This is a genomic window from Kitasatospora sp. NPDC091335, assembly GCF_044757205.1.
GTDB lineage: Bacteria > Actinomycetota > Actinomycetes > Streptomycetales > Streptomycetaceae > Kitasatospora.
The window spans coordinates 40,834-61,114 of record NZ_JBIVUM010000026.1; the positions used below are offsets into that span (position 1 = coordinate 40,834).

The following is a 20,281-nucleotide window of genomic DNA, read 5'->3' on the forward strand; positions in this document are numbered from 1 at the left end:
CGGGGTCAGTCCTCGGTCTCGCAGACCGCGAAGGCCGCCACGGAACCCCGCTCCACCTCCGCGCTCCACCCGCGCGCGTCGTCGGTGGGGCCGCTGGCGCGCACCGGGCCGTCCGCGTCCGGCTGGAGCCGGTAGCCGCCGCCGGTCAGGTGGGTGCCGGGCGGGCAGGTCGCCGTCGAGACGCCGCCGGGGCCGCTCGGCTCCCCGGCCACCACCAGCGCCGTCTCGGCGGCCACCGCGGCCGGGGCGACGGAGGCGGCGGCCGCGAGCAGGACGCCCAGCACGGACAGGACGGACAGGGCGAGGGCCGTGCGGCCCCTTCTCACACGCATGGGGGTTCTCCCGTTTCGCTGGGTGCCCGCGTCCGGCCGGCGGCCCACGGACCGGAACGACCCCGGACCGGAGCGATCCACGGACCGGAGGGGCCCACCGGCCGGAGCGGCCGGTACACCGGGACAACCGGTTCGCACCCGCCCCGGAAGCGCGGCGCCCGAGGCGCACGCCCGGCGCACATCCGGGAATAGCGCCCGCGTGCGCACCGTTCCGCTACCGGCCACCGCCGCGAGACAATGGACGGCGGCCACGACCGGGCGGCGCAGCCCGGAGCAGGTTCCGCCCACCCCACCCGAAACCCGGAGGTGTCCGTCCATGCCCGACTCCCCAGAGTCGTCCGAGCCCCCCAGGCGCCTGCGTCCGGTGCAGCTGCTGTTCGAACCGCAGTCCGCCGAACCCGAGCCGGAACGATTCTTCGACCTGGAGTCGATCGAGGACCCGGCGGAGCTGCTGCGCCGCTCCACGGAACTGGCCCTGGCCTTCCGGGCCGCCGCCGAACGGGCGACGGACTTCCAGGCGGTCGCCGCCGCCCAGCTGGCCGACCCACGCCGCTTCGACGCGCTCTCGGACACCGAGGTCGCGCAGCGGGCGGACTGGACCCCGGACTACGCCGCCAAGATGATCGAGTACGGCCGCACCCTGCTTCAGCCGCGCAGGCACGAGGACTGATCCCCCGCGCGCCGTCGCCGGACCGGGCCTCTGGCATATGCACGGCGGGGAAGGGTACGCCGTTCCCCGCCGCCCTGTCCGGCGAACCGCGCTTTCCGTCCCGCCCCGGGCGCGGGCCGCACAGGCTGCTCTCCGTGGAGATCTGGACACAGCAGTCGATGACACGACAACCGGTGACGCGGCAGCCGGTGATGTACCCGTCGGTGATGTCCCCGTCGGTGGAACACGTCAGCGCGGCCGGGGAGGCCTGGCTCGCCTCCGCCAGCGAGTACCCGCGCAGCATGCGCGCCCTGTGGGAGAGCCGCCCCTGGGCCCCCTCGGTGCTGCCCTGCGGTCGTGCCTTCGACGTGATCAGCATGCCGGCGCTGTTCGGCCGCCGGGTGCTGGACGAGCTGTGGGTCTCGGGACCCGGCTGCGGACCGGCCGCGAGCCACCGGGGGCGGATCCTGCTGTTCGTCCAGCCGGGCGCGGCGCCCCGGCTGCGCCGGCTGCTGGCCTGGGAGGAGTGGGCCAGGGACGTGCCGCCGCTGCTGTGCCACGGCAGGGGCGACGCGGTGACCGTGCCGCCCCTGCAACGGATGGTGAACAGCCCGGACTCCCCCGGGCGGGGCGCCGGCCGGTGGATCGTCGCGCCGGAGCAGCGGGAGCCCCGGCTGCCCGGCGCCGCGGTGGTGCTGTGGGCCTGTGTCCGGGCGGCGCGCGAGCCGGGTGCGGCGGCTGTCGCCGGGCCTGCCGTCGTGACCGGCGGGTGAACGCGGGGCGGCCGGTATTCGATTTTGGCCCGGCCGCGGGGCGCTGCTAGAGTCTTCTCTGTCAGCAGGCGCCGCTAGCTCAGTTGGTTAGAGCAGCTGACTCTTAATCAGCGGGTCCGGGGTTCGAGTCCCTGGCGGCGCACAGACAGCCGGAAGGCCCTTCGCGAGAGCGAGGGGCCTTCCGGCGTTTCGGCGTCCGACCACGCGTCCGACCACCCGGCGGACGCCCGCACGGCGGCCGGCAGGGCCAGGGCCGCCCGCCGGAGCGAGCGGCCCGGCCCCGGCTCAGCGGCCGCGCAGCGCCCGGTAGCGGGCGACCAGCTCGGCGGTGGAGCTGTCCAGCCGCTCGGTGCCCTCGCCGGTGAGCAGCACCGGCTCGATCCGCTTCGCGAGCACCTTGCCCAGCTCGACGCCCCACTGGTCGAAGGAGTCGATGTTCCAGACCGCGCCCTGGACGAACACCTTGTGCTCGTAGAGCGCGACCAGCTGGCCGAGCACCGAGGGGGTCAGCTCGCCGGCCAGGATGGTGGTGGTCGGGTGGTTGCCCTTGAAGGTCTTGTGCGGGACGAGTTCGGCGGGCACGCCCTCGGCCGCGACCTCCTCCGGGGTCTTGCCGAAGGCCAGTGCCTGGGTCTGCGCGAAGAAGTTGGCCAGCAGCAGGTCGTGCTGGGCGACCAGGCCGGGCAGCAGGTCGGCGACGGGCCTGGCGAAGCCGATGAAGTCGGCCGGGATCACCTTGGTGCCCTGGTGCAGCAGCTGGTAGTAGGCGTGCTGGCCGTTGGTGCCGGGGGTGCCCCAGACCACCGGGCCGGTCTGCCAGTCCACCGGGGTGCCGTCCCTGGTCACCGACTTGCCGTTGGACTCCATGTCCAGCTGCTGGAGGTAGGCGGTGAACTTGGACAGGTAGTGCGAGTAGGGCAGCACCGCGTGCGCCTGGGCGTCGAAGAACGCGCCGTACCAGACGCCCAGCAGGCCGAGCAGCAGCGGGACGTTCTGCTCCGCCGGGGCGGTGCGGAAGTGCTCGTCGACCAGGTGGAAGCCGTCCAGCATCTCCCGGAAGGCGTCCGGGCCGATGGCGATCATCAGCGAGAGGCCGATCGCCGAGTCGAAGGAGTAGCGGCCGCCCACCCAGTCCCAGAACTCGAACATGTTGGCGGTGTCGATGCCGAAGTCCTGCACGCCCTGGGCGTTGGTGGACAGCGCGACGAAGTGCTTGGCCACCGCGTCGGTGTCGGCGCGCAGCCCGGTGAGCAGCCAGTTGCGGGCGGAGACCGCGTTGGTGATGGTCTCGATGGTGGTGAAGGTCTTCGACGCGACGATGAACAGCGTCTCGGCCGGGTCGAGGTCGCGGACCGCCTCGTGCAGGTCGGCGCCGTCCACGTTGGAGACGAAGCGGACGTCGAGGTCGCGCTCGGCGTACGAGCGGAGCACCTCGTAGGCCATCGCCGGGCCGAGGTCGGAGCCGCCGATGCCGATGTTGACGACGGTGCGGATCCGCTTGCCGGTGTGGCCCTTCCACTCGCCGCTGCGGACCCGGTCGGCGAAGGCGGCCATCCTGTCGAGGACGGCGTGCACGGCGGGCACCACGTTCTCGCCGTCGACCTCGACCACGGCGCCGCGCGGGGCGCGCAGCGCGGTGTGCAGGACCGCCCGGTGCTCGGTGTTGTTGATCTTCTCGCCGCGGAACATCGCGTCCCGCAGCTCGGCGACGCCGGTGGCGGCGGCCAGCTCGCGCAGCAGCTCCAGCGTCTCGTCGGTGACCAGGTGCTTGGCGTAGTCCACGTGCAGGTCGCCGACCTGGAGCGTGTGACGGCGGCCGCGCTCCGGGTCGGCGGCGAACAGCTCGCGCAGGTGGGTGTCGCCAAGTTCGGCGCGGTGCTTGGCCAGGGCGGCCCACTGCGGGGTGCGGTCCAGCGGGGTGCGGGCGTCGGCGCGGGTCTCCGACATCGGTGGGTCCTCGATTCATCTGGGTGCAGAAACCGGCAGGGCCAGGCGTGAGGGCCAGGCCGTGGCGGCCTGGATGCGAGGTCGTGCGGGTACTCGTGGTGCGCCGACTCCGTTGACGGCCTGCCCGGGTTCAGCCTATGCAACCCCGGAGCCGGTCGCGCACATTCCGCCCGGCGGTCCTGCGGCCGGGTGTGTTCCGCTCCCGCGGGGCGGACGCCCCGCCCCGCGGGAGCGGACGCCCCGTCACTTCCGTTCGGAGCGCAGGTCGAGGCCGCGCAGCACCTCGTCGACCATCTCGGGATCGGCGCCGAGTTCGCTGCGGGCGGAGAGCATCTCGCGCCGGGAGGCGGCGATCATCTCCTGCTCGACGTCCCTGGCGGCCCGCCACTGGGCCATCCGCAGCTTGGCCTCGGCGGCCTCCTCCTCGGCGTAGTTCTCCGGGCAGAGCCTGGCCAGCCGGTCGTGCTGACGGTCCCGCAGGCGGTCGGCGACCTCCGCGGGCAGCCGGTCCTGTTCCTCCAGCTCGCCGAGCCGCTTCAGCCCGGCCTTGGCGGCCCGCCACCAGAGCTGCCGCACGGCCTGCTCGTGCTGGTCCTGGTCGATGTCCAGCTCGAACCGCTTGGCCAGCCAGGGCAGCGTCAGGCCCTGGACGAGCAGGGTGAACAGCACCACGCTGAAGGCGATGAAGACCAGCCGGCCGCGCTCGGGGAAGTCCTCGCCGGAGTGCAGGGTGAGCGGGATGGCGAGCGCCAGGGCGACGGTGGCCACGCCGCGCATGCCGGACCACCAGAGGATCACGCTCTCCTTCCAGCTGAACGGGGTGTCCTCCTCGTCGTTGGAGCGCAGCTTCTTCGACAGCCAGCCGGCCGGCAGCAGCCAGAGCAGCCGGACCCCGACGACCACCGCGATGACCACGGCGGCGTCGCCGATGAAGCCGGTCCAGCCGCTGCCTGCCTCCTTGAGCACGGTGGCCAGCTCCAGGCCGATCAGGCCGAAGGCGACCCCGGTGATCAGGATCTCGACCACCTCCCAGAAGGCGTTGCCGACGAGCCGGTAGGCGACGGCGTCCGCGTCGGAGGCCCGCTCGGCGAGGTAGAGCGCGCAGACCACGACGGCGAGCACGCCGGAGCCGTGGATCTCCTCGGCGAGGGTGTACGCGGCGAAGGGCACCAGCAGGTTGAGCGCGACCTGCTGGGTCGGGTCGTCCAGGCGCTCGGCGAGCTTGGTGTTGACCCAGCCGAGCGCGACGCCGACCACCACGGCCAGCACCGCGGACAGGACGAAGCGCAGCACCGCGTCGCCGGCCGAGAAGTCGCCGCTGACCATGGCCTCGATGGACAGCGAGTAGATGACGATCGCGGTGACGTCGTTGAACAGCCCTTCGCTCTCCAGGATCGCCACCAGGCGGCGGGGCAGCCCGACGCTGCCGGCCACCGCGACGGCGGCCACCGGGTCGGGCGGGGAGACCAGTGCGCCGACCGCGATGGCGGCGGCGAGCGGCAGGGTGGGCAGCAGCCAGTGCACGGTGCCGGCCACGGCGACCGTGGTGACCGCGACCAGGGCGACCGCCAGCAGCAGGATCGAGCGGGCGTTGGCCTTGAAGTAGCGCACCGAGGAGCGTCTGGCCACCGCGAAGATCAGCGGCGGCAGGACCAGCGGGAGGATCAGCTCGGGCTCGATGCTGACGTCCGGGATCTGCGGGACGAGTGCCATGACGATGCCGAGCAGGGTCATCAGCACCGGTTGTGGCACTCCGGTCTTCCGCCCGAGCGGCATGGTCACCACGGAGGCGAGCAGCACCAGGAAGAACAGGGGCAGCTGGCCCACGGGGAGGTTCCTCTCGACGATCGACGGACGGCTGAGCGCCGCCCAGGATAAATCTGACAATGCGCCCATCAGTATCGACACGCTGAACAAAAGCTTGACCTCAAGCGCACTTCACATCCGATGATCGTAGAAGTCGAAGTGTCGAGGAGGGGTGGGGACAGGCATGAAGGCGGTCACCGTGACGGGGAACGGCGGTCCCGAGGTGCTGCGGGTCACCGAGGTGCCCGACCCGGAGCCCGGGCCGGGCGAGGTGCGGGTCCGGGTGTACGCGGCGGGAGTGCAGCCGGTGGACCTGGCGATCCGCGAGGGGTTCCGTCCACCGGGGATGGCGGTCGAGCCGCCGTTCGTCCTCGGCACCGAGTTCGCCGGGGTGGTGGACGCCCTCGGTCCTGACGCCGGCGACTGGCGGGTCGGGGACGAGGTGCTGGGCTTCCGGACGCTGGGCTGCCAGGCCGACCGGGTCACGGTGGACGCCGGCCGGCTGGTGGCCAAGCCCGCCGGGATGCCCTGGGAGCAGGCCGGCTCGCTCTCCGCCTCCGGCCAGACCGCTCACCTGGCGCTCACCGGGCTGGGCGTCGGCCCGGGCGACACGGTGCTGGTGCACGGCGCCTCGGGCGGGGTCGGCACGGTCGCCGTCCAGCTGGCCCGGACCTGGGGCGCCACGGTCGTCGGCACCGCGAGCGAGCGCAACCACGGGTACCTGCGCGAGCTGGGCGCGGTGCCGGTCGCGTACGGCGAGGGGCTGGTCGAGCGGGTCCTGGCGGCGGCGCCGCAGGGGGTGACCGCGGCCTTCGACGCCGCCGGGCGGGGCGCCCTGGAGGCCTCCGTCGAGCTGGTCGCCGACCGGGACCGGATCGTCACCGTGGTCGACTACCCGGGCGCCGAGCGACTGGGCGTCCGGGGCCTGCGGGGCGAGCGGACGGCCGCGCGGCTGGCCGAGCTGGTGAAGCTGTGGGAGACCGGCGGGCTGCGGCTGGAGGTCGAGGAGGCGCTCCCGATGGGGCGGGTCGCCGAGGCCCACCGGCTGGTCGGCGCCGGGCACGTCCGGGGCAAGGTGGTGCTGGTCATGTGAGCCGGCCGGGCTCCGCGCTCCGGCCCGATTGTGAGTTTCGGTGGCTGACCGGGTAATGTTCTCCAGGTCAGCAGGCGCCGCTAGCTCAGTTGGTTAGAGCAGCTGACTCTTAATCAGCGGGTCCGGGGTTCGAGTCCCTGGCGGCGCACAGACAGCCGGAAGGCCCTTCGCGAGAGCGAGGGGCCTTCCGGCGTTTCGGCGTCCGGCCACGCGGCGGCAGGGCCCAGCGGGTGGCAGGCCTCAGCGGATGGCAGGAAAGGTGGGAAGCAGGTCATTGCTGCCGCCGCTCCCCCTTGGGAGGCTGGCCGCATGAGAGCGCGCAGCGTGGTCATCGTCCTCTTCGAGGGCGTGCAGAGCCTCGACGTGACCGGCCCCCTGGAGGTGTTCGCGGGAGCGGACAAGGCCTGCGGACAGCCGGGGACGTACCGGGTGACCACCGCCTCCCCCGGCGGTGCTCCGGTGCGCTGCCACAGCGGACTGCGACTGCTGCCGGACGCGGACCTGGCGCAGGCCGGTCCCGTGCACACCCTGCTGGTCCCCGGCGGGCAGGGCACCGTGCAACCGGACCCGGCGCTGGTGGCGCGGATCCGGGAGCTGGCCGGACGGGCCGAGCGGGTGGTGTCGGTGTGCACCGGGGCCTTCCTGCTCGCCGAGGCCGGGCTGCTGGCCGGGCGCCGGGCGACCACCCACTGGGCGCACTGCGACGCGCTGGCCCGGCGGTTCCCCGACGTCGAGGTGGACCCGGACCCGATCCACGTCCGGGACGGGCACGTCGCCACCTCGGCCGGGGTCACCGCCGGGATCGACCTGGCACTGGCCCTGGTCGAGGAGGACCTGGGGCGCGACACGGCCCTGCTGGTCGCCCGCCACCTGGTGGTCTTCCTGCGCCGGCCGGGCAACCAGGCCCAGTTCAGCACCCAGCTGGCCGCCCAGGTGGCGGCCCGGCAGCCGCTGCGCGAGGTGCAGCGGTGGATCGCCGAGCACCCGGAGGCCGACCTGTCGGTCGAGGCGCTGGCCGGCCGGTCGGCACTGTCGCCGCGGCACTTCGCCCGGACCTTCGCCGCCGAGGTCGGGGTCACCCCGGGCCGGTACGTGGACGGGGTCCGGCTGGAGGCCGCCCGGCGGCGGCTGGAGGACACCGCCGACGGCGTCGAGGAGATCGCGCGCTCCTGCGGCTACGGCACCCCGGAGGCGATGCGGCGCGCCTTCGTCCGGGCCCTGGCCGCCCCGCCCGCCGAGTACCGACGCCGCTTCCGACCCGAACCCACCGGAGGTCACTGATGCGCATCGCCATCCTGCTCTACCCCGAGTTCACCACCCTGGACGCGGTCGGCCCGTACGAGGTGCTGTCCCGGATCCCCGGCGCCGAGGTCGTGCTCACCGCCGCCGAGCGGGGGCCGGTGCGCAACGACCTCGGCAGCCTGGCGATCACCGCGGACGCCGCCCTGGACGAGGTGGACTCGGCCGACCTGCTGCTGGTGCCCGGCGGGCCCGGGACGGAGGCCCAGCTCACGAACGAGGCGCTGCTCGACTGGCTGCGCCGGGTGGACGCGACCACCGCCTGGACCACCTCGGTCTGCTCGGGCTCGCTGCTGCTGGGCGCCGCCGGGCTGCTCAGGGGCCGCCGGGCCACCAGCCACTGGGGCGTCCTGGACCGGCTCCCCGCGTACGGGGCGGAGCCGACCGGCACCGACCGGGTCGTCATCGACGGCAAGTACGCCGTCGCCGCCGGGGTCTCGGCCGGGATCGACCTCGCGCTGACGCTGGCCGGCCGGATCAGCGGGGACACCACCGCGCAGGCGATCCAGCTGCTGATCGAGTACGACCCGCAGCCGCCGTACGCGTCGGGCTCCCTGGCGACGGCGTCTCCCGAGGCGGTCGAGGCGGTGAACGGGCTGACGCTGGGCCGGGCGCGCTGACCACCGCCGTCGGTGACCACGACGAGGAGGGGCCGTGCCCGGACCTCACGGGGGTAGGTCCGGGCACGGCCCCGGAGGCCGTCGGGCCGGCGGATCGACGGATCGGCCGGCCCGGCGGATCGGCGTCCTGATCAGCGGCCGAAGTAGCCGTTGAAGTTCTTGGAGAACTCCTGGCCGCCGAACCGGTCCCAGTTGATCGACCAGGTCATCAGCCCGCGCAGGTTCGGCTGAGCACCCGAACGCGGCACGTACGTCCCGCAGTTGGCCAGCTTGGTGAGGCAGTCGAGCGCCTTGTTCACCTCGGCCGGGGCGACGTAGCCGTTGCCCGCGTTGGTGGTGGCCGGCATGCCGATGGCGACCTTGGAGGCGGGCAGCGCCGGAAACACGTTGTTCGCGTTGCCCGCCACCGGGAAGCCCTTGAGCAGCATGTCGGTCATCGCGACGTGGAAGTCGGCGCCGCCCATCGAGTGGTACTGGTTGTCCAGGCCCATGATGGAGCCGGAGTTGTAGTCCTGGACGTGCAGCAGGGTGAGGTCGTCGCGCATCGCGTGGATGACCGGCAGGTACGCCCCGGCCCGCGGGTCCTGGCCGCCCCAGGGGCCCGATCCGTAGTACTGGTAGCCGAGTTGGACGAAGAAGGTCTCCGGCGCCATGGTCAGCACGAAGCCCTGGCCGTACTTGGCCTTGAGGGTCTTCAGCGCGGAGATCAGGTTGACGATGACCGGGCTGGTCGGGTTCTTGAAGTCGTTGTCACCGGTGTTGAGGGAGAGCGAGTGCCCCTCGAAGTCGATGTCCAGCCCGTCCAGGCCCCACTTGTCGATGATCGCCGAGACCGAGTTGACGAAGGCGTCCCTGGCCGCGGTGGTGGTCAGCTGGACCTGGCCGTTCTGGCCGCCGATCGAGATCAGCACCTTCTTGCCCTGGGCCCGCTTGGCGGCGATGCCGGCCTTGAACTCGTCGTCCGACTCGACGCCCGGGCACTCGGTGGCCGGGCAGCGGTTGAACCGGATGTCGCCGGAGGTGACGGAGGTGGGCTCGCCGAAGGACAGGTTGATGAAGTCCCAGGAGTTCGGGACGTCGGCCATCCGGGTGTAGCCGGCACCGTTGGCGAAGCTCGCGTGCAGGTAGCCGACCAGGGCGTGGCTGCCGACCGGCGGGGTGGTGGGCGTGCCCGTGGGAGTCCCGGTGGGCGTACCCGTGGGCGTCCCGGTCGGGGTCGCCGTCGGGGAGGCGGTGCCCGTCGGGGTGGTGGTCGGCGTCGCGGTCGGCGTGGGCGTCGGGCTGGGCGCGCCCGGGCCGTCCAGCGAGACGTCGTCCGCGTAGTAGGTGCCCTGCCCGTACCAGCCGTGGGTGTAGACGGTGGCGCTGGTCTGGCTGGCGCCGGTGGTGAAGCTGACGCTCAGCTTCTGGTACGAGCCGCCGGTGCCCGGCGTCCAGGTGCTCGGGCCGCCGCCGTCCACGCCCAGGTAGACGTACGAGCCGTTGACGAAGGCGCTGAGCGTGTAGGTGGTGTTCGGGGCGACGGTGACGGTCTGGCCGCACTGGGCGGTGTCACCGGCCGAGGCCGCCGCGGCGAGCGCGCGGCTGCCGCCGTGCACCGGGCTGGTGACGACGCTGCCGGAGTTGCCGGAGCAGCTCCAGGGGCCGAGCGAGCCGGACTCGAAACCGCCGTTGACCAGGAACTCTCCGGCCGAGGCGGCGGGCGCCAGGCCCAGCGTGACGCCGACCAGGGTGGCCGCGGCGACGGCGGAGGCGGTTGCGGCGGCGACGGCCGCGCGGCGGCCGGTGGCCGGGGTTCCGGGGGTGGGTGTTCTGCGCATGCGGGTGCTCCTGCGATGGCGCGGTCGTGGGGGACGTCCGAGGGCACGCCGGAGCACGCGCCAGTGGGGGGAACGGCGCGGCCTCGCACCCAAGTTGGACTAGACCACTGAAGTGGATCCGGCCCTGTGGTGTCAATGGTCCAGACCGGTTGCCGCCTCCTCCGGTTGCCGGTGGTGACGCCCCGTCGAAGGATGGAGGCGTGACCCCGCCCGGCTACCTCCGCCACCCCCACCTGCACGGCGGCCTGCTCACCTTCACCGCCGAGGACGACGTCTGGATCGCCCCGCTGGACGCCGACGGCACCGGCACCGGCCGGGCCTGGCGGGTCGGCTGCGACCGCACCCGGGTCAGCCACCCCCGCTTCTCCCCCGACGGCACCACCCTCGCCTGGACCAGCTGGCTCGGCCCGACCCCCGAGGTGTGGACCGCCCCGGTCGAGGGCGGCGAGGCGAACCGGCTCAGCTTCTGGGGCAGCCAGGACACCCGGGTGCGCGGCTGGCTGCCCGACGGCGAGGTGCTGGCCGTCACCTCCTACCACGAGCCCTTCGGCCACTACACCTGGGCGCACGCCCTGCCCCCGGACGGCTCCCCCGGTCGCCGGATGCCCTGGGGCCCGGTCGGCGACGCCCAGATGAGCCGCGAGCGGACCGTCCTGCTCACCGGCGCCGCCCCGCACGAGCCGGCCGCCTGGAAGCGCTACCGGGGCGGCGCCACCGGCCGGCTCTGGGTGGACGGCGAGCGGATCCTGCCCGGACACACCGGGCACCTCGCCGCCCCCATGCCGGTCACCGGCCCCCTCGGCGGACGGATCGCCTTCCTCTCCGACCACGAGGGCATCGGCAACGTCTACTCCTGCCGCCCGGACGGCACCGACCTGCGCCGGCACACCGACCACGCCTCCTACTACGCCCGCGAGGCCGCCACCGACGGCACCCGGATCGTCTACCAGCACGCCGGCGACCTCTGGCTGCTGGACGGCCTGGACGCCCCCGCCCCGCGCCGGCTGCGCGTCCCGCTCGGCGGCGCCAGGGCCGGCCGCCGCCCGTACCAGGTCAACGCCGCCGGCCAGGTCAAGGACCTCGCCTGCGACCAGACCGGCCGGGCCGGGGTGATCACCGTGCGCGGCAGCCAGTACTGGCTCACCCACAAGGACGGCCCGGCCCGCGCCCTCGCCGACACCCCCGGCGTGCGCACCCGGCTGCCGGTGGTGCTCGGGCACACCGGCGAGGCCGCCTGGATCACCGACGCCGAGGGCGCCGACGCGATCGAGGTGGTGCCGCTGCCAGGCCATGCCGCGCGGCCCGGCCACGGCGAACGGCCGGGCAGCGGCGAACCTCCGGGGCGCACCGAGCTGCCGGGCCACTCCGAACGGCCGGGCCACGGCGGGCCGGAGAAGCACCGCCACCGGGTGATCGCCGCCGGACGGATCGGCCGCGTCCTGGAACTCACCGCCTCACCCGACGGCAGCCGGCTCGCCGCCACCACCTCGAACGGACGGCTGCTGCTGGTCACCGCGGCCGACGGCGAGGTCCGCGAACTGGCCGCCTCCGGCTACGGGCCGGTCTCCAGCGCCCGCTTCTCCCCCGACTCACACTGGATCGCCTGGTCCGAGCCGGTCGCCGGGCGCTCACTGCGCCGCATCCGGCTCACCCGCGCCGACGCGCCCGCCCCGACCACCGAGATCACCGACGGCCGCTTCGAGGACGAGCAGCCGGTGTTCACCCGGGACGGCCGCTACCTCGCCTTCCTGTCCTGGCGAGGCTTCGACCCGGTCCACGACGTGCACACCGGCGACCTCTCCTTCCCGCTCGGCTGCCGCCCCTACCTCGTCCCGCTCGCCGCCGACACCCCCTCGCCGTTCGCCGCCCCGGCCGAGGACGGCGCCCCGCACGGCGACGGAGGCGGCGACGGCACCGTCCGGGTCGACCCGGCGGGCATCGGCGAGCGGCTGCTCCAGTTCCCGGTGATCGCCTCCAAGTACTCGGCCACCGACGCGGTGCGCGGCGGCCTGGTCTGGCTGCGCTGGCCGATCTCCGGCACCCTCGGGCAGACCTTCGCCGGCCCCGAGGACACCTCGGGACGCCCCGCACTGGAGCACTTCGACCTGGCCAGGGGCACCCGCAGCACACTGGTCGACCGGCTCGACGGCTACGCGGTCTCCGGGGACGGCGGCTCGATCGCCGTCTACTCGGCCGGGACGCTGCGGGTGATCCCGGTCGCCGCCCCCGCCGCCGGCACCACCGTCGACCTGCGCCGGATCACCCACACCGTGCGCCCGGCCGCCGAGTGGCGCCAGGCCTACCACGAGGCCGCCCGGATCGTCCGGGACCAGTTCTGGGACGAGCGGATGTCCGGCCTGGACTGGCCCGCCCTGGTCGCCCAGTACGAGCCGCTGCTGGAGCGGGTCTGCTCCCCCGACGACTTCGCCGACCTGCTGCGCGAACTCCTCGGCGAACTCGGCACCTCGCACGCCTACGTCACCCCGTCCCGGCGCGCCGAGGGCCCCACCCTCTCCCAGCAGCCGCTCGGCCTGCTCGGCGCCAACGCCCACCGCTCCCCCGACGGCCGCTGGCTGGTCGACCGGGTGCTGCCCGGAGAGACCTCGGACCCGCGCGCCCGCGCCCCGCTGGCCGCCCAGGGCGTGCGCGACGGCGACGAGTTCCTGGAGGTCGGCGGCCGCCCGGTCGACCCGCTGCGCGGACCGCTGCCGCTGCTGGCCGGCACCGGCGGCACCACGCTCGAACTGGCCCTGCGCAGCGGCCAGGACGGCCCGGTGCGCCGGATCGTGATCAGCCCGCTGACCGACGAACGGCCCATCCGCTACCAGGACTGGGTCACCAAACGGCGTTCCCTGGTAAGGGAGTTCAGCGACGGGCGGTGCGGCTACCTGCACATCCCCGACCTCGGCGGCTCCGGCTGGGCCCAGTTCAACCGGGACCTGCGCCGCGAACTGGACAAGCCCGCGCTGGTGCTGGACGTACGCGGCAACGCCGGCGGCAACGTCTCCGAACTGGTGCTGGAGAAACTCACCCGGCACGTCCTGGCCTGGGACTTCAGCCGGGACCGCAGGCCGGTGCGCTGGCCCAGGCACGCACCGCGCGGCCCGCTGGTCGCGCTGGCCGACGAGGCCACCAGCTCGGACGGCGACGTGATCATCGCGGCGATCAAGCTGCTCGGACTCGGCCCGGTGATCGGCACCCGCACCTGGGGCGGGGTGGTCGGGATGACCGGACGGCACACCCTCGGCGACGGCACCCAGATCTCGGTGCCGAAGAACGCCTCCTGGTTCAGCGGCGGGCTCGGCTGGTCGGTGGAGAACCAGGGCGTCGAACCGGACGTGCACGTGCTGCGCACCCCGCGCGACTGGGCCAGGGGCCGCCACCCCGAACTGGTCGCGGCCGTGCAGCTGGCCCTGGAGCTGCTGGAGGACGCGCCCGCCGCGGAGCCCCCGCCGGCGTCCACCCCCCGGCCGGACCTGCGGCGCCCGCCGCTGCCGCCACGGGCGCGGTGAGCGGCGGTTCCGTCCGGGCCTGACCGGCTTCGGCTTCGGCTTCGGCTTCGTACGGTGAAGCCGGCAGGGCCTCAGTCCCAGGGATCGCCCTCGGCCGTCATGTTCTCGGCGGCACGCCGGTCGGCCTCCTCCTGGGCGAGCCGTTCCTGCTGGTCCCGGCTGCGCTCGACCTCGTCGCCGTACGCGTCGGCGGCCTCGTCGTGGGCGAGGGCCGCGCGCTGGGCGGCCTCCTGCCCGACGGACTCCTGCGGCGGCCGGTGGAACAACCTGTCGAAGATGCCCATGACTCCTCCAAGCGGGACGGACGGGAGGTCGGATACCGGGCTTGCCCCCACTCTCACACCGGGTGCCCACGGGCGCACCTTGAGCCTTTGGTCCCTGGTGGACGCGCCCAACGGCCGTAGCCACGGGCCGTCGGCCGGGCGCACATTGGGGCTGTCGGCGAAATCGACGCCACCCTCTGGAGCCCGCAGTGACCGTCGTACATCCAGGAAGCCCCGCCCGACGCACCGCTGAGGACCCGCACGACGGACCGCGCCGACGGGTCGGCCCGCTGGCCGCCCTGGACGGCCGGCTGCCCGGCCCCCACGACCTGCTGCTGATGCAGTGCCCCAGCTCGCTGCGGCCCTTCGCGGGCGGCGAGCTGCCGGACTGGGCGCGGGCGGTCCTGCGGGCCCACCCCTGGGTCACGGTCGGCCGGGCCCCCGCCGTGGCCGGCAGCCCGGTCGACCTGCCGCACCCCCAGCGCTGCACCCGCGACGCGGAGGCGGCGCCCGAGCTGTGGTTCCCGGTGACGGTCCACGGCCCCCGGCCCGGCCTGCGCCTGGACGCCCTGGCCCCCTGGGCGGCGGTGGCCAGGACCCTGCGGCCCGAACAGCTGACCGAACGGCGCGGGCACCTGGCCCCCGAACGGCTGGCCGGCATCCCGGCCCTGGCGCTGCTGCCCGAGGTCGGCCGCCTGGTCGCCGACCACCGGCTCCCCTGGGGCCCGATCGGCGCGGCCGGCTACGAACTGGGCAGCGGCGTCCCGGTGACCGGGCCGCTCAGCCCGCTGCGGCTGGTGCTCCGCTCCCCCCAGCCGGTCAGCCGCCGCGACGCGCTGCAACTGCGGCGGGCGCTGACCAAGCTGCCGGTGCCGGTGCAGGCCGAACTGGAGACCCGGCACGGCTCGGTGCAGCTGGCGGAGTACGCCTCCGGCGCCCACAGCCTCACCCTGCTCACGCCGGACGGGCCCCGCGAGGTCCACGACCCGTGGTTCCCCCGGGGCCCCTTCGCCTGACGCTCCCGGGCCCGGCGCAGGCCAGGGACCAGGTGGCGCGCTTCCCGTCGCCGTCGACGCACCCGAAGGTCACGGCGGTGCGCACCATCGCGACCGTCTCGCGTCGCCGGGAGCCGGACCGGAGGACCGGCGGCGGGTAGCGGACACGGGACGCTCCTGCCCGGGCAGGGGCGTGGTGTTCCGGATGCGGGTCAGGGCAGGACGTGGGCGAGGCGTTTGACCTCGCGGAGGGTGGGCGCGGTCTCGATGTTCTGGATGCCCGGGAGGGGGCCGATGCGCTGGTCGAGATAGCTGTAGAGGTCGGCGGGCGTACGGAAGACGCCGCTGGCGACGAGGTTGGCGGTGCCGGTGATGGCGGCGGCGAAGGCGATCTCGGGGTGGGTGGCGAGGGCCTCACCGACGGTGCGCAGGTGGACCGGGACGACGTTCAGCCACAGCTGGGTGGTCATCCGGTAGCCCAGGAGCTGGGGGTCGAAGTCGACGGAGAAGCCGAGAGCGCCTTCGTCCCGGAGCCGGTCGAGGTGGCGCTGGACACTGGAGGCGGAGCGGTCGGCCGCGGTACCGAGTTCGGAAAGGGGGGCCCGGCCGTCGCGGGCCAGTTCGGCGAACAGCACCCGGTCGGTGGCATCCAGGGGCAGCGGTTCCGGCGCGGGGGACGGCTCGGTCGGGGCCGGGGCGTGGAAACGGGTGGCGTGCCAGGTGCTGGTGGTGCCGACGAAGATCCGCATCATGCAGTGGGCGCTGACGGACAGCACGTGCGGGGTGCGTGGGAGCTTCTGCAGCAGGAGGGCGTTGCGCTCGTCGGCGGTGCGGGTGTTGAGGGCGCAGTAGAGCTCGGTGCCGCCGGAAGCCAGGGTGACCCAGCTGGTGTCGGGACGGCGGGCCAGCGCGTCGGCGATGGCGGCGGCCGCGTCGGGTGTGCAGCGCAGGCGCAGCAGCCAGCGCACCAGGCCCAGACGGTCGGGCACCGGTTGGCCCACGATGCGCAGGCCCATGGTGCGCAGCCGTCGGTAGCGACGGGCGACGGTCCGCTCGGAGACGTCCAGGTCCTGGGCGAGGCGGCTGAAGGGAGCCCGGCCGTCCAGTTGGAGGCCCTGGAGCAGCCGCTGATCGAGCTCGTCGAGCCTGTCCGAATCCACCGCGATACCTCGTCTGTGTGCCGGATCCTTCCGTCCCGCAGGGTATGGCTTGGGGTGCCTGCGGCGGGGCGCAGAGGGTGTGGAGGTCTTGCCCACTCACTCCGGGAGTTCGTTTCATGCGTATCTGGGGGCCCTTGGCAGCGATCTGCCTGGGCACGTTCATGCTGCTGGTCGATGTCACCATCGTGCTGGTCGCCCTGCCGTCCGTGTCCGGATCGCTGGACGCGTCCTTGTCGCAACTGCAGTGGGTGGCCGACGGCTACGCGCTGGCGGTCGCCGCCACCCTGCTGGGCGCGGGCATGCTCGCCGACCTGCACGGCCGGCGCCGCGTGTACGCGGCGGGCCTGCTCGTCTTCGCCCTCGCCTCCGTCGCCTGTGCGCTGTCGCCGGACATGGGCCGGCTGATCGCCGCCCGCCTGGTGCAGGGCATCGGCGCGGCCGCCATGTTCGCCACCACCATCTCCCTGATCGGCACCCTGTACTCGGGGCGCCGGCTGGGGACGGCCTTCGGCATCTGGGCGGCGGTGGCCGCCAGCGCTGCCGCGCTCGGCCCGGTCCTGGGCGGCCTCCTCACCGAGGCCCTGGACTGGCGGTGGATCTTCTACGTCAACGTGCCCGTCACCGCGCTCGCCCTGTGGATGACCTTCCGCTACGTCCCCCGCTCCACCCCGGCCAAGGACGCCGCCCGGCGTCTGGACGTGCCTGGTCTGCTGCTCTTCGCCGTCGGCGCGGGCGGCCTGGTCTACGCCCTGACCGGGTCGCACTCCCACGGCTGGACCACCCCGGCCACTCTGGTCCCCCTCGGTGTGGCCCTGCTCGCGCTCGTGGCCTTCGTCGGCGTGCAGAGGCGCGGCGTCCACCCGCTGCTGGACCTCTCGCTCTTCCGTCGGCCCGCGTTCACCGCGGCGATGATCACCATCGCCGTCGGGGAGGCGGCGGTGTACGGGATCCTTCCCTACACCTCGATGTGGCTTCAGTCCGTTCAGCACCTCTCCCCGGTCGGCGCCGGCCTGGTCGTTCTGCCGCACGCCCTGGCCGCCGCCCTGGTCGCGATCGTGAGCGGCCGGTGGATGCCCAGGCCCTCCCCCCGGGTGGGCGCCACCCTCGGCCTGTTCCTCGCGGGCCTCGGGGTGTCGGCGGAGGGCTTCCTGGGCCCCGACTCCGGGTGGCCCGTCCTGGTCGGCGGCCTCGCGCTGAGCGGCCTCGGCATGGGTCTGGTCTTCCAGGTCGCCGCCGCCCTCGCCCTGGGCTCGGTGCCGTACGACCGCGCCGGAATGGCCGGCGGCACCTACAGCACCTTCGAACAGCTCGGCTACGCCTTCGGCGTCGCCGTCTTCGGCACACTGGCCGTCTCCACCATGGGCCGATCCATGGAGGGCAAGGTCACCGACCCGCACCAGGCCGCCCAAGCCCTGTCCGGCGGCGGAGCCGACGGCCTGATCGCTGCCGCTCCGGCCGGGGGGCGCGGTGCCCTGGAGGACACCCTGCGCGCGGTGTTCGCCACCGGGCACAACACCCTCGCCCTGACCGCGGGTGCCCTCGCCATGGCCGGTGCGGCCCTGGTCCTGTTCCTCACCCGGCACACCGGCGGCGAACCGCCCGCCGCCGACGACCGGGAACAGCCGGCGGACCCGGAACTCCAGACCACGGGCGGCTGACCCCCGCAGCGCCGGGCGGGCTCACCGCCCGCCCGACGCCGGCGGGGCCACTCCGGAAACGTCTGGAAAAAAGTCCCGCCCCGGTGTCAAGGCTGCCGGGTCCGCTCCGACGTCATGGTGTGCGGCGTCCGGCCGCACGACGGTGCGACAGGAGCTTCAGCCATGGAACAACTGCTCAGAGTCATGAACTTCAACGTCTCGAGCGACGGCGTCGCCGCCGGCGAGCACCAGACCCTCGAACTGCCGTTCGGCCTCGACCGCGCCGAGCGGCTGTTCTCCTGGGCGGGCGCCACGGCGAGCTGGCCGATGCGCACCGATCCCGGAGGCAGCCGGGGTCTGGACGACTACTTCACCCGGGACTTCGCCCGCAACATCGGGGCCGAGATCATGGGCCGCAACAAGTTCGGGCCCCAGCGCGGGCCCTGGCAGGACCACGAGTGGCAGGGCTGGTGGGGTGGCCAACCCCCCTTCCACACCCCGGTGTTCGTGATGACCCACCACCCGCGCCCGTCGTTCACGCTCTCCGACACCACGTTCCACTTCGTCGACGGCGACCCGGCCACGGTCCTCGCACGGGCCCGGGCGGCCGCCGACGGCAAGGACGTCCGGCTCGGCGGCGGCGTCACCACCATCCGGCAGTTCCTCGACGCCGGTCTCGTCGACACCCTGCACGTGGCGGTCTCCCCGGTGAAGCTCGGGTCCGGACTGAAGCTCTGGGACTCCCCCGACGAGCTGCTCGACCGCTTCGACCTGGAGGTCGTGCCCAGCCCGAGCGGCGTGGCGCACCACCTCTTCTGGCGGCGCTGACACGAAGGCCCCACTGCCCGACGGGGGTGGGCGGTGGGGCCCGCGGCCTCAGCCGGCGGCACCGGCCCCCGGGTGGCCGGTGAACCGCCCGGTTCCGGGGCGCCGGAGCAGCCGGTGTTGCGGCGCATCCGGGCGACGGTCAGTATCGAATGGCCGACCCGAGAACCGAAGGGCACCGTCCCCACGAGTGGGAGGCCCAACGGAAGAACCCCTTCGGTGGTCGGGTGGGGAGGCCGCTTCGAGCGCCGCCCGCACACGGCAGGGGCGAAGCCCCACCTCCCCCGTCCGGGTGTGAGCCGTGTCCCTCCTCGGGGGAGTGAGTCGCGAGCACCGGATACGACGGACATCGCTCCATCCGTAGCCGGGGAACCCGCTCGCGCCGGGCCTGGTGTTCGCCACCGTGCCGCGACGCCCCGTCGCCGCACCGGTCGGCGGGCACCGGCGCCACCCGCCTTCGGAAGGAGATCCCCCCATGCCTGACACGTACCTTCCGTCCATGTCACTGGATGCCTACCTCCGCACCATCGCGAGCGACCATGCCCAGCTGAGTTCCCTGATCGACCGTGCCCGGCTGCGGGAGGTCGCCGTGGACGGCGGTCTCGCCGCCTGCGACAACGAGTTCGAGTCCGACGCCACCGGCCGGGGCGACTCCTACCGCCGCGCCCAGCAGGACGCCTCCGTCCGCTGGACCGGAGCGCGCCGGCTGCTGGAACTCGCCGCACCGGCCCACGCGGCCGGTGACGCCACGGTGCTCGACGTCCTGGGCGGGGACGGGACCATCGCACGGGCGCTGACCGCGCACGGCGACGGCGCGAGCGCGAGGCTGCGGATCCTGACCGGTGACATCTCGGGCGCGATGGTGGAGCGGGCGCTCGCCTACGGGCTGTCCGCGCTCCGGCAGTCCGCCGAGGCGCTGATCCTCAGGGACGACTCCGTCAGCGCCGTGCTCCTGGCCTACGGCACCCACCACATCGCCCCCGAGCGACGCCCGCTCGCCATCGCCGAGGCCGTCCGCGTGGCGAGGCCCGGAGGCCGGGTCGTGGTGCACGACTTCGACGACTCCAGTCCCATGGCCGGGTTCTTCGGCGAGGTCGTCCACTCGTACTCGGCGGTGGGCCACCCGTACGAGCATTTCAGCCGGGCCCGGATGGTGGCCCTCTTCGACGGGCTCGACGTGCCCGTCAGCGTCTCGGACGTCTACGACCCCCTGATCGTCCGGGCGGAGACCGAGGACGAGGCCCGCCGGCGGATGTGCGACTACCTCGCCGACATGTACGGCATCCATGCCTTCTTCGCTCAGTTGGACCGGAACGAGGCCTGGCACCGCGTCCGGCAGCACTTCGACCACACCGCCTACCTCGCCGGCACCGATGCGCCACCGGGCACCCGGGTCCGCCCCACGACGTACCGCGTGGACGGCGGCTACGCGGCCGAGGTACCCCGGATGGCACTCGCGGCCGTGGCCACGAAGGCACCGGCCTGAGTCGGACGACGGCACCGGGCACAGCGGCGTGGCGGACCACCTGTTCCGGCGCCGCCGGCGCGAA

Annotated in this window: 16 protein-coding genes and 2 tRNA genes; 12 read left to right on the forward strand and 6 right to left on the reverse strand. The window is 74.0% G+C overall.

From position 1 onward, the window contains the following. Positions 1-5: 5 nt before the first annotated feature. On the reverse strand, positions 6-332 hold the full coding sequence (locus ACIQOW_RS36170) for a hypothetical protein (RefSeq protein WP_401092089.1): 327 nt from the start codon (positions 330-332) through the stop codon (positions 6-8). 316 nt (positions 333-648) lie between these two features. On the opposite strand from ACIQOW_RS36170, the gene ACIQOW_RS36175 reads away from it, so the two are divergent. The 3 genes from ACIQOW_RS36175 (at position 649) to ACIQOW_RS36185 (ending at position 1,896) form a co-directional block, all read left to right on the forward strand. Next, positions 649-1,002: a hypothetical protein gene (locus ACIQOW_RS36175; RefSeq protein ID WP_401092090.1), complete on the forward strand. Its 354-nt coding sequence runs from the start codon at positions 649-651 to the stop codon at positions 1,000-1,002. Between the two features lie 191 nt (positions 1,003-1,193). Then, a complete protein-coding gene (locus ACIQOW_RS36180; RefSeq protein ID WP_223245445.1) occupies positions 1,194-1,754 on the forward strand; it encodes a bifunctional DNA primase/polymerase in 561 nt (186 codons plus the stop codon). Positions 1,755-1,822: 68 nt separating this feature from the next. After that, positions 1,823-1,896: transfer RNA gene (locus ACIQOW_RS36185), tRNA-Lys, on the forward strand. A 143-nt stretch (positions 1,897-2,039) separates the two neighbouring features. Here ACIQOW_RS36185 and pgi read toward each other — a convergent pair. Next, the gene (gene pgi, locus ACIQOW_RS36190) at positions 2,040-3,701 is read right to left on the reverse strand and encodes a glucose-6-phosphate isomerase (RefSeq protein WP_401092091.1); all 1,662 of its coding nucleotides are present in this window, start codon (positions 3,699-3,701) and stop codon (positions 2,040-2,042) included. A gap of 243 nt (positions 3,702-3,944) precedes the next feature. Beyond that, the gene (locus ACIQOW_RS36195; protein WP_401092092.1) at positions 3,945-5,528 is read right to left on the reverse strand and encodes a Na+/H+ antiporter; all 1,584 of its coding nucleotides are present in this window, start codon (positions 5,526-5,528) and stop codon (positions 3,945-3,947) included. Between the two features lie 163 nt (positions 5,529-5,691). Here ACIQOW_RS36195 and ACIQOW_RS36200 point away from each other — a divergent pair, with 163 nt between their 5' ends. From ACIQOW_RS36200 to ACIQOW_RS36215, 4 genes are all read left to right on the forward strand, one after another. Then, entirely contained in the window at positions 5,692-6,600 is a 909-nt protein-coding gene (locus ACIQOW_RS36200; RefSeq protein ID WP_401092093.1) for an NADP-dependent oxidoreductase, read from the forward strand. A 74-nt stretch (positions 6,601-6,674) separates the two neighbouring features. Further along, positions 6,675-6,748 (forward strand) — tRNA-Lys (locus tag ACIQOW_RS36205). A 161-nt stretch (positions 6,749-6,909) separates the two neighbouring features. Continuing rightward, positions 6,910-7,881, forward strand: a complete 972-nt coding sequence (locus ACIQOW_RS36210; RefSeq protein WP_401092094.1) for a GlxA family transcriptional regulator — start codon at positions 6,910-6,912, stop codon at positions 7,879-7,881. Continuing rightward, the gene (locus ACIQOW_RS36215) at positions 7,881-8,519 is read left to right on the forward strand and encodes a DJ-1/PfpI family protein (RefSeq protein WP_401092095.1); all 639 of its coding nucleotides are present in this window, start codon (positions 7,881-7,883) and stop codon (positions 8,517-8,519) included. Before ACIQOW_RS36210 ends, ACIQOW_RS36215 begins: the two co-directional genes overlap by 1 nt. A 131-nt stretch (positions 8,520-8,650) precedes the next feature. On the opposite strand, the gene ACIQOW_RS36220 is transcribed toward ACIQOW_RS36215, so the two are convergent. Next, positions 8,651-10,339: a chitinase gene (locus ACIQOW_RS36220; RefSeq protein WP_401092096.1), complete on the reverse strand. Its 1,689-nt coding sequence runs from the start codon at positions 10,337-10,339 to the stop codon at positions 8,651-8,653. Between the two features lie 200 nt (positions 10,340-10,539). Here ACIQOW_RS36220 and ACIQOW_RS36225 point away from each other — a divergent pair, with 200 nt between their 5' ends. Next, entirely contained in the window at positions 10,540-13,851 is a 3,312-nt protein-coding gene (locus ACIQOW_RS36225) for a S41 family peptidase (RefSeq protein ID WP_401092097.1), read from the forward strand. Between the two features lie 71 nt (positions 13,852-13,922). Here the strand turns inward: ACIQOW_RS36225 and ACIQOW_RS36230 are convergent, their stop codons facing one another. Further along, a complete protein-coding gene (locus tag ACIQOW_RS36230; protein WP_401092098.1) occupies positions 13,923-14,135 on the reverse strand; it encodes a hypothetical protein in 213 nt (70 codons plus the stop codon). 188 nt (positions 14,136-14,323) lie between these two features. On the opposite strand from ACIQOW_RS36230, the gene ACIQOW_RS36235 reads away from it, so the two are divergent. Continuing rightward, positions 14,324-15,130, forward strand: coding sequence for a phosphoribosyl-dephospho-CoA transferase MdcG domain-containing protein (locus ACIQOW_RS36235; protein WP_401092099.1), 807 nt, complete (start codon positions 14,324-14,326; stop codon positions 15,128-15,130). Between the two features lie 191 nt (positions 15,131-15,321). Here the strand turns inward: ACIQOW_RS36235 and ACIQOW_RS36240 are convergent, their stop codons facing one another. Then, positions 15,322-16,269, reverse strand: coding sequence for an Lrp/AsnC family transcriptional regulator (locus ACIQOW_RS36240; RefSeq protein WP_401092100.1), 948 nt, complete (start codon positions 16,267-16,269; stop codon positions 15,322-15,324). Between the two features lie 134 nt (positions 16,270-16,403). Between ACIQOW_RS36240 and ACIQOW_RS36245 the strand changes: the two genes are divergently transcribed. The 3 genes from ACIQOW_RS36245 to ACIQOW_RS36255 all read left to right on the forward strand — a co-directional run bounded on the left by ACIQOW_RS36245 (position 16,404) and on the right by ACIQOW_RS36255 (position 20,217). Further along, the gene (locus tag ACIQOW_RS36245; RefSeq protein WP_401092101.1) at positions 16,404-17,927 is read left to right on the forward strand and encodes an MFS transporter; all 1,524 of its coding nucleotides are present in this window, start codon (positions 16,404-16,406) and stop codon (positions 17,925-17,927) included. 162 nt (positions 17,928-18,089) lie between these two features. Next, positions 18,090-18,734 (forward strand): dihydrofolate reductase family protein, encoded by a 645-nt coding sequence (locus ACIQOW_RS36250; RefSeq protein WP_401092102.1) that lies wholly within the window; start codon positions 18,090-18,092, stop codon positions 18,732-18,734. 472 nt (positions 18,735-19,206) lie between these two features. Next, positions 19,207-20,217, forward strand: a complete 1,011-nt coding sequence (locus ACIQOW_RS36255; protein ID WP_401092103.1) for a methyltransferase domain-containing protein — start codon at positions 19,207-19,209, stop codon at positions 20,215-20,217. Positions 20,218-20,281 lie beyond the last annotated feature (64 nt).

What these genes read in the sequence shown, in the direction of transcription:
- ACIQOW_RS36215 (WP_401092095.1), top strand. Translation starts at nt 7,881, where the DNA reads ATGCGCATCGCCATCCTGCTCTACCCCGAGTTCACCACCCTGGACGCG.
- ACIQOW_RS36180 (WP_223245445.1), top strand. Translation starts at nt 1,194, where the DNA reads ATGTACCCGTCGGTGATGTCCCCGTCGGTGGAACACGTCAGCGCGGCC.
- ACIQOW_RS36210 (WP_401092094.1), top strand. Translation starts at nt 6,910, where the DNA reads ATGAGAGCGCGCAGCGTGGTCATCGTCCTCTTCGAGGGCGTGCAGAGC.
- ACIQOW_RS36250 (WP_401092102.1), top strand. Translation starts at nt 18,090, where the DNA reads ATGGAACAACTGCTCAGAGTCATGAACTTCAACGTCTCGAGCGACGGC.
- ACIQOW_RS36170 (WP_401092089.1), bottom strand. Translation starts at nt 332, where the DNA reads ATGCGTGTGAGAAGGGGCCGCACGGCCCTCGCCCTGTCCGTCCTGTCC.
- ACIQOW_RS36220 (WP_401092096.1), bottom strand. Translation starts at nt 10,339, where the DNA reads ATGCGCAGAACACCCACCCCCGGAACCCCGGCCACCGGCCGCCGCGCG.
- ACIQOW_RS36200 (WP_401092093.1), top strand. Translation starts at nt 5,692, where the DNA reads ATGAAGGCGGTCACCGTGACGGGGAACGGCGGTCCCGAGGTGCTGCGG.
- ACIQOW_RS36230 (WP_401092098.1), bottom strand. Translation starts at nt 14,135, where the DNA reads ATGGGCATCTTCGACAGGTTGTTCCACCGGCCGCCGCAGGAGTCCGTC.
- ACIQOW_RS36255 (WP_401092103.1), top strand. Translation starts at nt 19,207, where the DNA reads ATGCCTGACACGTACCTTCCGTCCATGTCACTGGATGCCTACCTCCGC.
- ACIQOW_RS36175 (WP_401092090.1), top strand. Translation starts at nt 649, where the DNA reads ATGCCCGACTCCCCAGAGTCGTCCGAGCCCCCCAGGCGCCTGCGTCCG.
- pgi (WP_401092091.1), bottom strand. Translation starts at nt 3,701, where the DNA reads ATGTCGGAGACCCGCGCCGACGCCCGCACCCCGCTGGACCGCACCCCG.